Here is a 12382-nt window from a genome sequence, read left to right as displayed (position 1 = left end):
ATACGCTGTATGAACCCAGCCAAAACGCTTAAATTAGGCCGCAACGATCCCTGCCACTGTGGCAGCGGGCGCAAATACAAGGATTGCCATCTGCGCATCGAAGAGGAATGGCGCAGTCAGCAATTACGCCTGCGTAACGCGCAAGACCAGCTCTTACAACGTATTCTGGCCAGAGCCACTGAGGCGGAGGCAACAGAACTACAAACTGCTTTTGATCGATACTGGCAACAGCGTTACCAGTTTGCCCAGTTAGCCGAACTGAACCAGCGCGAAGGGTACGGGGCCGACCGCTTCATGATCTGGTTTGCTTTCGACTATCGCCGGTCAGACGGGCAGACACTGGTCGAGCAAATGGTAGCTCAGATGCCGGAGAGCGATCTATCACCGCTCGAACGACAGCTTCTGCCGACGTGGGTCAATGTTCGCTTACGTCCGTACCAGGTCGAGCGCCTGCATCCCAATGCCGGTGCGACCCTACGCGATCTGCTAACCGGCGAGGCGCTGATTCTGGCCGACAGTCATGCCTCATTGCGCCTGGAGCTTGACGAAGTGATCGTCGGGCATCTGCTGCCGGTTGACACACCGCTTGGGCGCACAGCGCCGAACTACTACCTCGCCGGCCCTACCGCCCATCTGACACCCGACACTGCCGGGCCAATTCGCACCTTCGCCGACATTCATCTGGAAGCAATTCGGCGTGAACGTCCTGAAGCCAACTGGCAAACGCTCCTCGATGAACGGTCGGAAATCTTCAGTCACTTCATTTTGATCCTGCCGACCGACAAACCCGATCCCGACCGGATTCAGAACTTTATCGCCGAGACTCGTCAGCGTTTGTTGGGAGACTGACTACGCCCGTTCAGGATCGTAAATCTCGGCCAGCGGCAGTGTGAAATGAAACGCGCTGCCGCGCCCCGGCATACTCTCGACCCAGATCGCACCCCGATGAGCCTCAACCGCCAGCTTACAGAATGCCAGCCCCAGGCCACTCCCTTCGCTCCGCTTACGACCGCCCTGACTGAACCGCTTGAAAATAACATCCTGCTCTTCGGGTGGAATACCTGGCCCCTGATCACGAACAATGATATGCGCAACTCGATCACCGGGTACCAGAATCGCCAGCTCATCAGAAACAGCGACGATCTGAGACTGACCCTGAGCAGGCTTCATTCGCACTTCAATAGCAATCTGACTCTCAGGCTCACTAAACTTGAGAGCATTATCGAGGAGATTCTGTAATACGCGGGAAACAATATTACTATCGGCAAACAGTAAATGCACGTGCGGATCAACCTCGTGCACAATCTGAACCTGTTTCTCTTGAGCATGAAACAACAATCGATCAACAGTGTACTCGATTAAATCGGCAATCGGCAACGGCACTTTGTCAAGGGGCATCTGACCACTCTCTAGCCGCCCAATATCAAGCATTGTCTTGACCAGATCAATCAAACGTGTAGTATTATTTTGCCCAATTTTCATTGCCTGCTGCTGCCGTTCGGTGAAAAGATCGCCTAATTCATCCTCCAGTCGCTCAAATGCGAGTTTGATAGCCGTAAGAGGATTTTTCAGATCGTGAATTACCATACGAGTCAAATCCTCACGCAACTGTTCAACCTTTTTGGCTTCAGTCACATCACGAATCGTCAGCAGAAAGGCAGAGGTACGGCCAGCAATCAAATCACCGGCCTGGATGATCTTCCAGGCGAAGACACCATCGTTTCCATGTAGCTCATTCCGGGCACCGATACAGGTCAACGAGCGTTGCAACTCAGCAACTGTTGCAGGTTCCAATACACGCTGCCTGGCCCAGCATTCCAGGACATTATCGATCTTCAGCCCATCAATCCGCAGTAACGGCGGCGACCAGGCAACAGTACGAGCCAGGCGATGAAACGCTTCATTCGCAACCATAACTGTTCCGTCAACGCCAAACAAGACAAGACCATCCTCAACCGCCGCCATCACCCGTGCCAGATTATCATGTCCACGTCGCACCGCATCGAGCAATCGCATACTCTCGATAGCAATTGCGGTCTGGCTTGCATACAACGTCAACATCTCAACATCGGCCGCTTCGAGAGCGTGTTCACCACCGATAACAATCACACCGATGATCTGTTGAGTACTGCGGAGTGGTATTGCCACAGTGGTCGCCGAACGGAAGACCGGTCGGCGATGAAGTAGCGCCCGGCGGGCCAGAGTCAACACCACATCCTTTCCGAGCGGACTCATACCGATTGTCTGATCGAAGTGCAATTCATCGTGTTCAGGGTCAAACAACATGATCTGCGCCCAGTTGCCCTCTACCATCTCTAACATGCCGCGGGCGGTCATAACCAGGACTTGCGGCTGAGGGAGTGACTGCGAATTGATCACCATTCCCAGTCCATTCAGCGCTGTCAATCGTTCGAGGCTACGCTGCTGGCGATAGCGCAAAAGCGCTATATCGATAGCAGAGCCAGCAATACCGGCATACAATGTCAACACCTGAAGATCGGCCATCGCCGGACGTTGACCGCTCTGTGGTTGATCAAGGAGCAAGACCCCCTGCACCCGATGGTCAGGAGCGCGTAATAGCACCACCAGCAAATCGTCGGGCTGCCAATGAATTGCACCAAAATCCATCAGGCGTTCACTTACCGGTTGCGGTAAATCGAATAGGGTGGCAAAACTGGCACTACGACGATTAAGCAGAAAGCAAGTATCGCCAAGTCCCCACTCATTGACCAACGCATCTAACCGACCAATAGCCAGACGCAAGCCAGCAGGAAATTCACCACTGAGCGTACCGGTTGCCGCTACACACGCAAGCGTCGAATGAAGTGCGTGTTCACGCTGACTGACAAACAGCGCAGCCGATTGAAACCGCATGCGCTTTGTGATCGAGTCGATAATCAATTGGAAAAGCTGGTCAGGCGATTGTTCTGCCAGCAACCTGTGATTAAGCACCAGTAATGAGCGCAGATCGGCATTATCTCGATCCAGGTCTTGTGCCTGTTGAACGATACCGGTTGCGATCTGGGTAATTTGCCGGGTACGGTCAATAACCAGACTCATCAGAGCGGCAGTAGCCTGTATCTCATCGATGTCTGTATCAATAAACGGTACTTCGTCCTGGCGATTAATGTATTGCAGACAGAAACGCACACCAGATGGTGACGTAAACGGTACAGTTATCAGGTTATAGCACTTTAACCCAATCACCCGATCAATGACGCGACTGAGTCGCACATCATCACTGGCGTCATTCACAATTACCGGCTTCCCCAGCGCAAATGACTGACCGATGATGCCGTGAGTCATCGGCAAACGCATCCCTACCAACTGGTGTGATTGTCGACCATAGGCGTAACGAAACACCAGTTCATTGTGCTGTTCATCAAAAATGAACAGACCACCACCTTCTACCACCAGCAACTGGCAACTGAGATCAAGCATCGTCTGCAATGCCTGATCGGTATCAAGGAGCTGCACACTGGTGGCGACAAGTTTCTGCCAGATGTTGTGTTGCTGATTGGCAAGATCGACTTCGCGTTGCAGGAGAGGCGTGCGCAGTAAGCGAACAGCCAGCTCAAGCGCTTCAGCAATCATCTGCTGTTGGGTTTCATTCAGAGGTTCGGAGGCAAATGTATAGCCATAAATGACGCCAAAGGTTTTGCCACCAAAGCGAACGGGTACACCTGACCAGAAGGTGGGGGGCGACGCCAGCCACACTGCGTGCGGACGCACATTATAACGTGCACAATCTTCCAGGTACGCGGCTGAGCTTAATGGCATGCTTAGCTTGATCACCATGCTGCTCAGGTCGGTCTCTGCTGTCCAACACCGTTGTTCAGAAATGTCATTGCGGTTTGGTTGTGCCGCGTAATGCACGATCTGCTGAAGCCAAACACTCTGATGGATCGGTGTCGCCAGCCCAATGGTGAGCGGAAGTCCTACCAGATCGGTCAGCAGTTGCACCATCCGCTGGCAAATAAGCTCAGGCTGGGGTGTATCCCGCAAAGCGTCGACTTCAAGTTGAAGGCGGCGATGCCAACCCTGCCGTTCGATCCGTTGTCGGATGCGCTCATAACCAGCAACAATTAATTGCTCAACTGATTGCAGGATTATCAGATCATCATCAGTTAGATCAGCAGGCCGGATCACGAGCCAGGCAAACGTTTCACGCTGCCCCAAACGATGGACAAGAGCATCTGATTCATCCTGGAAATCACTCTGGAACAATTTAATGTCTACCTGATAGCCGGGTAACATCGAGGTTAGAACATCTATGGCAGCAGCAGTCAGATCGGCGTATCGCTCGGCGTCGATCATTTTGGCAACAATGGTCAACCATTCCGGCAAGTCAACAGGTAGCATTTTTTTCATGATCGACACTCCATTTAATAACTAACGCAAGTTGCCACCTGTATCACCACAGAGGCACGGAGGGCACAGAGGATGGGCATTATCCGAGTTACTCTTAAGGCGTGACGAAGCACGTCGATGGGAACTGACTGCTACTCACATGGTTCATACAGTTACGCTCAACAGTGTTGTGCAAAGCGCCGTGCTGTTCATTATTGCAGTTAGCCTCACGCGGTCTGCTCACAGCATAGGTAGCAACCTGGGTTATCTAATATTTGATGATATTGTACCGCGTTTACGGGTGAACAGTACGGATATTGCCTGCTCAATGGCGCGTGATTGCAGGTAGCAGCAGTGAGTGGCGGTTTAGAACCTATTTCAAAAACATCGACCAGAAGGTAGCTCATTCATTACCGACAGACGACATGATTGGACGAGTACGGACAGCATCCCCGTGACCAGCAGGGTCAACGACGTGACACGTGCCAGATCATGAGAAGCAGCAGCGCGGATGCCGCACGCCAAACGCTGCGCCACGCGCATGACAAACGGACAAGATAACCAACTCAACAAGTGATGGTACTGACGATGGTCGTCAGCCCTCCTCGCTTCCATCCTGGCAGACTGGGAGCAGGACAATACTGTCGTTAGTGATTGGCAGGCGTTCATGCGCCTGTGCGATAGTCAGCTAACACGACCGCTCAACTTTTATGAAATAAGTTCTCCACTGTACTGCCAGGATCAATGAGGTGGCTTCCAGACGTCGGCGCAGGGCTGCTGCAGTTTCCACCAATAAACACATGCAACCCAAAAAGATCGCTGCTTGCCAAATAGCAGAGCCATGGTATAATAGGCCGCCCGTGCTATCCGCCATGCTTTGCGGTGCACAAGGAAAGAGGAACATGATAAGTAGATTTTCTTCGCTAGCCCTGTTGCTCAGTATCGTGCTCATCGGTGCGTGTGGATCTGCTGTTGCGAATACGCCAATAGCTACCCCACTCCCCACTCTCATCGCAATAGAGACGCGATTACCAGCGGATACACCACAACCAACAGCCGTCCCAACACTGCCGCCTACGGCAACACCCGCAGCTACTGCTACTCCTGAGCCAACCGCTACTCCTGAACCAACACCCTCACCTGAACCGATAACAGCACCGCTGGCGGTTCCACGTGGTTCGGTGACTACACGGCCCTTCGCAGTAATGTATGACAACCATCCGAATGCCTACCCGCAGACCGGCATGGATGGGGCTGCGGTTGTCTTTGAAGCGCTGGCTGAATTTGGAATTACGCGCTATATGGCGATCTTTATTCCTGGTATTTCACCTGATATGCCGGTCATTGGCCCGGTACGCAGTGCCCGACCATATTATGTCGAATGGGCAAAGGGACTACGGGCAGTGTATGTTCATGCCGGAGGATCGCCGGAAGGGTTGTTGCTGGCAGAAACGTCCATTGAACTGATCAATATGGATGCATTACGCGGAAATGCCAGCAGCTATTTCTATCGCACGCACGACCGCAGCGCCCCCCACAACCTCTACACCAATAGTGCAAACATCGCTGCTTTTGCCGCAGCGAATGACCGTCCGGTTGAAGGGCTGGAAGAGATTGGGTTTACCTACTCGTCCGAAGCCCCACTGGAAGACCGTCCTGCACAACAAGAATTGCGCTACTTCTTCATTTACCGCGAGGCAAGCGTAGGCTGGAGCTACGATCCGGCCACGAATAGCTACCGCTACTTCCGCAGTAATCGCCCACACGTTGATGCGGCAACCGGTGCGCAATTACAGTTTAAGAATGTTGTCGTGTTGGAAGTGCCCGAACGGCCTATCCCCAACGATCCTAAAGGTCGTATCGAGCAAGATGTGATCGGCGAGGGCCAGGCTCGTATCTTCCGCGACGGGCGCATGATTGAAGCGACCTGGCGGAAAGCAGCCGGCTACGCGCAACTGTATCTGGTTGACGCGAATGGCAACGAAATACCACTCGCGCCCGGATCGGTCTGGATTGCTGCCATACCCGACCTTGCCAACCTGACCGTCGAAGGCGGCCGATAACGCTACACCCCGAAGCCCGTTGCTTCGGCTACGATAGGCGGGCGTCGCCAGTGCTCTGGCCCTGTTGCCAGCACTCCTCAACTACCACTGTTGCGCTCTGTTTGCGCATTGCGCGACGCCCTGGCAGACGCAAACCACAGTAATGCTTACGAGGCACCAATGGCGCCCCCTGGCGTCGGCGGACCTCACCCGATGACGGCTGCCTCGCGTCTGCCCGGCGAATAGCCGTATGCCGTCACAAAGGAGGAAACAATTTATGAGAGGAAGGATCGTTCGCCATGGCCTGCTTGTCGTTGTGCTGGTCATTCTTTCGACAGCCATCGCCCACGTCCAGGCTGCCCCAACGACTTCACCGTCTCAGCAGTCGAACCTCGCACCAACCTACCGTATCTTCGCTACCCGTGAAGGTTTAGTTGGTCGCCGAACCACAAATGGTCATATCATTCAACCCCGTGACCGCTTCGTCGCCCTCCCGTGCTGGTGTGTTCTCTCGCCAAAAGGCACTGACAAATTCAAAGTTCGTCTCACCTACAATGGCCGTTCAGTCGTCGTGCCGGTCTGGGATGTCGGCCCATGGAACACCCGCGATGATTACTGGAATCCCAATCGACGGTACAGCGATTTACCGGTAGGTATGCCAATGGCTGAAGCCGCCTACTATCATGGCTACAACGGCGGACGCGATGAATGGGGACGACGCATCACCTTCCCGAATGGAATCGACATCGCCGATGGTACCTTCTGGGATGACCTGGGTATGACCCGCAGCGATTATGTCTACGTCACATTTCTCTGGCTGGGCGAAGACCCTGGCCCCGGTTCGGCTATCGACGTCGGCTCCGGGCAGATAACCGACAATCCCGATTCCACTGTGACTGCTCCAGAAGGTGCAACCACCATTGACAACGCCGATTCTGCTTTTGATCCGGTCGGCAAAGACTGGTATGAAGAGACGTGTGGCTTAAACGGTCAACATCAATGGACGTATTCAACGACCGATCCCACAAAAGCTACCACTGCCGCAAGCTGGCAAGCGCCTGATCTCAGCCCTGGGTTCTACGAAGTAAAAGCCTACATCCCGGTCTGCGGCAATCCAGCGACTACCAGTGCCCGTTATCAGATCAGCCATGACGGGGCAATCACCGAAGTAACACTCGACCAACGTGCCGCCGCCGGTCAGTGGGCTTCGCTTGGTACATACTATTTTGGCGGTGTTAACAATGACGTACCCCAGGTCTTCCTAAGCGATCTCACCGATGATCGCGGCCTGGCGGTGCGCTTCGACGCTATTGCCTGGGAACCGCGCAGTGACACGACACCGCCTGATACGCAGATTATTTCGATCTCACGGGTTGACAATGGGTTTCAGATCCAGTGGGGCGGCAATGATGATCTGACCGGTATCGCCAGTTACGATGTACAGGTGCGTCTATTGCCGAACGGTGGCTGGACGGATTGGAAATTGGGCACGACCGACTTGAGCGCATGGTTTGGCCCCCACGAAGGCAAACAGTTTGAGTTCCGGATTCGTGCACGCGATTGGGCAGGGAATGTTGAGCCGTGGGAGACTGCGGCAGTTGTAGATACGACAGCGGTGCCGTAGGCGATGGTAGATTGGAAAGTAGCACAGGCCGAAGCCTGTGCTACTACGTCTGTAGGTCGCCTGAAAACTCCTGCTCAAGCCAGACTACTCTGCATCTTGCAGCGCAGCCACACCCGGCAAGACTCGTCCCTCAAGCAACTCAAGCGAGGCACCACCGCCGGTACTCACATGCGACATCTTATCGGCCAGACCGGCCTGTTCCACTGCGGCCACACTATCCCCACCACCGACAATTGTGATTGCACCATTGGCAGCCGCTTCGGCCATTGCCTGGGCAATAGCACGTGTACCGACGGCAAACGGCTCTAGTTCAAAGACACCCATCGGCCCATTCCAGATAACTGTGCGGGCAGCCCGAATCTCGGCGCTGTATTGTTCGATGGTCTTGGGGCCACTATCGAGCACGCGCCAGCCGGCAGGAATTGCACTTACATCAACAACCTGGCGCTGGGCATCGGCGCTAAACGCATCGGCAATCACCACGTCAACCGGTAACAGCAGGCGAGCACCCCGCTCTTCAGCACGGGCCATCAACTGCTGAGCCACCGGTACACTGTCCGGTTCGACCAGTGAGTCGCCGACATTCAGCCCTTTGGCAAGCAGGAAGGTGTTAGCCATACCACCACCAATGAGTAGTGCATCGACCTTACCCAGCAGATTTTCGATCACGCCGATCTTGTCACTGATTTTCGCACCACCGATGACAGTTACGAATGGACGCTGCGGATTATTCAGGGCACCACCGATGTACGTCAGTTCTTTTTCCATAAGAAAACCGGCAACAGCCGGCAGATAGTGCGCTACGCCCTCAGTGCTGGCATTGGCGCGGTGGGCTGTGCCGAAGGCATCGTTGACGAAAATATCGCCCAATTTCGCCAGTTCAGCCGCCATTGCCGGATCGTTTGGCTCTTCACGGGGATCGAAGCGAGTGTTTTCGAGTACCAATACCTGCCCTGGTTTTAGCATCGCCACAGCCGCCTCCGCCGCCGGCCCGGTGATCGCCTCGGTCTTCTTGACCTCTTTTGCTTCGGGCAGCAGTTCAAACAAACGCTCGACAACGGGACGCAAACTGTACTTCGGATCGGGTTTACCCTTCGGACGCCCCAGGTGCGACATCAAGACCACACTGGCACCGTGTTCCAGCAGATAGCGAATGGTCGGTAATGCCGCCCGAATCCGGGTATCATCGGTAATCTGACCCTGATCATCAAGTGGCACGTTGAAATCAACTCGTACCAGCGCACGTTTTCCGGCCCAATCCACATCACGGATGGTCTTCTTGTTCATGCGCGTTCCTCCTTAATTCGCGGTATAACGGCCCGCTGTCATTGTAACACAGGGGCTATTTGCCGATGCAGAAACGACTGAAGATCATGTCGAGCAAATCTTCACCCACAGTTTCACCGGTAATCTCACCCAACGCATTGGCAGCACCGGTTAAATCGGCTGCCAGGAGATCGGTTGCCGCACCGGCGGCCAGGGTTTCTTGAGCTGCGCGCAGAAACTCGGCGGCCCGCCGCAGGGCAGCCCGGTGACGCGGATTGCTGACCAGATGCGTTGCGCCAACAGCCGGTAATGTGCCACCGAGCAAGGTCGTAGCGATTGTTTTAGCCAGCGTATCGATCCCATGACCATAGCGAGCCGAACAGGCAACCACAGCCATCGCTTTCGGATGCGGCGGAGCGGGCGGTGGCGGTACATCCGGATCATCGCACTTGTTCCAGACAATGATGGTTGGTCGGTCGGCAGTGGTCACCAGCATCGCTTCATCTTCGGGGGTAAACGGTTGTGATGAGTCGAAGACAAGCAGCGCCAGGTCAGCACCGGCCAGCGCCGCTGCTGCCCGCTCCACCCCAATCTGTTCAACCGGATCGGTACTGGTACGCATACCGGCGGTGTCGATTAACACCACCGGTACCCCCGCCAGATTTGCCATCTCTTCCAGGGTATCGCGCGTTGTACCGGGGATGGGGGTAACTATAGCGCGTTCAACCCGGAGCAGGGCATTGAGCAGGCTTGACTTGCCAACATTTGGGCGGCCAACCAGCACGACGCGCGCACCGTTGCGCAAGACCATGCCCTGATCGGCCCCGGCCAGTAAGTGCTCGACCGTGGTCAGCGCCTGTTCAATTGGCCCAGCCACCGTCTGCGGTTCAATCCCCTCTTCAGGAAAATCGATCAGCGCAGTAATGTAGGCCAGCGGTTCAAGGATGGCTGTGCGGGCAGCCCGTACCTCGCGTGCCAGCCAGCCCCCCAACTGTGCCTGCGCAATCGCCAGCCCGGCACTCGTCTGTGCCCGAATCACATCGAGGGTGGCTTCGGCTTGACTCAGATCAATCCGACCATTGAGAAAAGCCCGTAAGGTAAATTCACCGGGATTCGCCAGCCGGGCGCCGGCAGCCAGGGCTGCTTCGAGGGTCAGTTGGACTGGAAGCGCTCCGCCGTGGCAAGAGATCTCCACGACATCTTCACGGGTAAAGCTGTGAGGAGCGGCCATCAGCGTCAGCAATGCTTCATCGATGACTTCTCCATCAGGCCCGATCACGTGTCCATAGCGCACCCGATGACTGCGCAACCGTCCTGGCCGCACGGGACGAAAAATGCGCATCGCAATCGATTGAGCGTCAGGCCCACTCAGGCGTATAATACCAATGCCACCTTCTCCGGGTGGTGTGGCAATTGCAGCAATTGTGTCATTCATCGAGGTTCTGTGCGTTTACTTAACACCTTCTTACGGCTGATTACGCTTGGTAATGCGGTTGCCCATCTCAGTGGTCTGCGGGGGTTGAGCTGGAGCAACCGATTGGCATTACCATTTCTGACCATGGCCTGGAGCCAGCCGGCTTCGGGATGGCGCAGCCATCTGGCACTGCTATTACCGGCACTCTTTGGTCAGATAGTCCTGGCTACCCTCCGGCGACGGCAGCTCGATCCAAAACAACAGTTACGGCCAGGGCGTTACCCGGATCGCCAGATTGTACGCCTCGATCTACCCGCCCGCCATGGACCGGTACCGGCACTGCACATCGTACCACACGGTGGGTCGAAGACTGCGGTGCTGGTCACTCATGGTTCAGGCTGCGATAAGACCTTTTACGCTTGGCGACTGGTGGATGGACTGATTGCGCACGGCGTCGCCGCGCTCTTGATCGATCTCGACGGTCATGGCGAGAGTCCACGACCCCAGGCGTTTCCACACATGGTTGACAGCGTTGCCGATCCGATTGACTGGCTACGCCAGCGCTACACTCAGGTTGGCGCTATCGGGATGAGCCTCGGCGGTGCAGTACTGGCCCGGGCGGTCGCGAACGGCGCCAGCGTGGATGCGCTGGCGCTCTGGGAAGTACCACCACGGTTGCGGCTTGATACCCGGGCATACCGACAGGTGCAGATTCGTGAAGCACTGGCAATTCTACAATTGCGCATGCTACACCTCTTCCGCGATGGTGCTGTTGATCATGTGATCAGAGCGTGGCAAACCAGTGGGATTCGGGCTACGATCAGTACCTGGGACTTATTCGATGCTCTGGCCTTTCCCGAAAGCCTGCGCCCGCTGGCCCGACGAGAGCCACCATTACCGACCCTGCTGGTCTATGCCGGACGCGATGCAATTGTACCGCCAGCCGCAGCAGCCGAAGTTGCAGCGCTAGCAGCCGGCTGGGCTGAGTATCATCTCTTGCCGTTCGCCAGTCATATCTCGCTACCGATAGACCTGGAATGCATCACGCTCACGGTTGACTGGCTCGCACGACACCTGAACCAGTCTGCCTTCACGACCGGTTTGGTGTTAGAATAGCATCGATCAATCCGTACTCCAGCGCCTGTGGTGCCGTCATATAGAAATCTCGACTAAAATCGGCTTCCAGGCGCTCAACGGGTTGACCGGAATGCTTAGCCATGATCTCGCGCAGTAATCGTTGCAAACGCAGCATTTCGTCTACCGCAATCTGGACATCGGGGGCATACCCTTCGGCACCGCCACCTGCCGGATGCGAGTGGATGGTGGCGTGTGGCAGGGCAAACCGTTTCCCCTTCGTACCGGCACAAAGCAAGACGGTCGCCATACTCGCAGCGCGGCCCACGCACACTGTGCAAATATCGGGGGTTACCAGTTGCATCGTGTCGTAGATCGCCAGGCCGGCCCGGATCACGCCACCAGGACTGTTGATATACATCCAGATATCGCGTTCAGGGTCTTGCTGTTGCAACACCAGCAACTGAGCGACGACTGATGAAGCCAGTTCGTCGTCGATGGGTTCACCAATCAACACCACTCGCTCTCTCAACAGGCGCGAAAAGATATCCCAGCTTCGCTCCCCACGGCTTGTGCGTTCTACAATTGTTGGTACCGGCACAGAAGGCATTG

At 55.4% G+C, this 12382-nt stretch carries 8 protein-coding genes; 4 read left to right on the top strand and 4 right to left on the bottom strand.

Features of this window, described 5'->3' with window-relative positions; translation table 11 throughout:
- Positions 1–9 precede the first annotated feature (9 nt).
- On the top strand, positions 10–849 hold the full coding sequence (locus VAE57_RS12065; RefSeq protein WP_322822126.1) for an SEC-C domain-containing protein: 840 nt from the start codon (positions 10–12) through the stop codon (positions 847–849).
- On the opposite strand, the gene VAE57_RS12060 is transcribed toward VAE57_RS12065, so the two are convergent.
- Positions 850–4371: an ATP-binding protein gene (locus tag VAE57_RS12060; RefSeq protein WP_322822125.1), complete on the bottom strand. Its 3522-nt coding sequence runs from the start codon at positions 4369–4371 to the stop codon at positions 850–852.
- A gap of 881 nt (positions 4372–5252) precedes the next feature.
- Here VAE57_RS12060 and VAE57_RS12055 point away from each other — a divergent pair.
- Together VAE57_RS12055 and VAE57_RS12050 are read left to right on the top strand one after the other, a co-directional pair.
- The gene (locus VAE57_RS12055; protein ID WP_322822124.1) at positions 5253–6413 is read left to right on the top strand and encodes a DUF3048 domain-containing protein; all 1161 of its coding nucleotides are present in this window, start codon (positions 5253–5255) and stop codon (positions 6411–6413) included.
- A 256-nt stretch (positions 6414–6669) separates the two neighbouring features.
- The gene (locus VAE57_RS12050; RefSeq protein WP_322822123.1) at positions 6670–8016 is read left to right on the top strand and encodes a hypothetical protein; all 1347 of its coding nucleotides are present in this window, start codon (positions 6670–6672) and stop codon (positions 8014–8016) included.
- Between the two features lie 84 nt (positions 8017–8100).
- Here VAE57_RS12050 and VAE57_RS12045 read toward each other — a convergent pair whose 3' ends face one another.
- Together VAE57_RS12045 and mnmE are read right to left on the bottom strand one after the other, a co-directional pair.
- Positions 8101–9303, bottom strand: a complete 1203-nt coding sequence (locus VAE57_RS12045) for a phosphoglycerate kinase (RefSeq protein WP_322822122.1) — start codon at positions 9301–9303, stop codon at positions 8101–8103.
- Between the two features lie 55 nt (positions 9304–9358).
- The gene (mnmE, locus tag VAE57_RS12040; protein ID WP_322822121.1) at positions 9359–10717 is read right to left on the bottom strand and encodes a tRNA uridine-5-carboxymethylaminomethyl(34) synthesis GTPase MnmE; all 1359 of its coding nucleotides are present in this window, start codon (positions 10715–10717) and stop codon (positions 9359–9361) included.
- Between the two features lie 9 nt (positions 10718–10726).
- On the opposite strand from mnmE, the gene VAE57_RS12035 reads away from it, so the two are divergent.
- Entirely contained in the window at positions 10727–11812 is a 1086-nt protein-coding gene (locus tag VAE57_RS12035) for an alpha/beta hydrolase (RefSeq protein WP_322822120.1), read from the top strand.
- On the opposite strand, the gene VAE57_RS12030 is transcribed toward VAE57_RS12035, so the two are convergent.
- Entirely contained in the window at positions 11787–12380 is a 594-nt protein-coding gene (locus VAE57_RS12030) for an ATP-dependent Clp protease proteolytic subunit (RefSeq protein ID WP_322822119.1), read from the bottom strand. The genes VAE57_RS12035 and VAE57_RS12030 overlap by 26 nt on opposite strands.
- Positions 12381–12382: the final 2 nt, after the last annotated feature.

The organism is Chloroflexus sp., assembly GCF_034434295.1.
Taxonomy (GTDB): domain Bacteria; phylum Chloroflexota; class Chloroflexia; order Chloroflexales; family Chloroflexaceae; genus Chloroflexus.
Note: the sequence above shows the minus strand (reverse complement) of the source record. Positions and strands in the feature narration are given on the sequence as shown.

Excerpts from the sequence above, each read along its gene's own strand:
- VAE57_RS12045 (WP_322822122.1), bottom strand. The coding sequence starts at position 9,303 with ATGAACAAGAAGACCATCCGTGATGTGGATTGGGCCGGAAAACGTGCG.
- VAE57_RS12065 (WP_322822126.1), top strand. The coding sequence starts at position 10 with ATGAACCCAGCCAAAACGCTTAAATTAGGCCGCAACGATCCCTGCCAC.
- VAE57_RS12030 (WP_322822119.1), bottom strand. The coding sequence starts at position 12,380 with ATGCCTTCTGTGCCGGTACCAACAATTGTAGAACGCACAAGCCGTGGG.
- VAE57_RS12055 (WP_322822124.1), top strand. The coding sequence starts at position 5,253 with ATGATAAGTAGATTTTCTTCGCTAGCCCTGTTGCTCAGTATCGTGCTC.
- mnmE (WP_322822121.1), bottom strand. The coding sequence starts at position 10,717 with ATGAATGACACAATTGCTGCAATTGCCACACCACCCGGAGAAGGTGGC.
- VAE57_RS12050 (WP_322822123.1), top strand. The coding sequence starts at position 6,670 with ATGAGAGGAAGGATCGTTCGCCATGGCCTGCTTGTCGTTGTGCTGGTC.
- VAE57_RS12060 (WP_322822125.1), bottom strand. The coding sequence starts at position 4,371 with ATGAAAAAAATGCTACCTGTTGACTTGCCGGAATGGTTGACCATTGTT.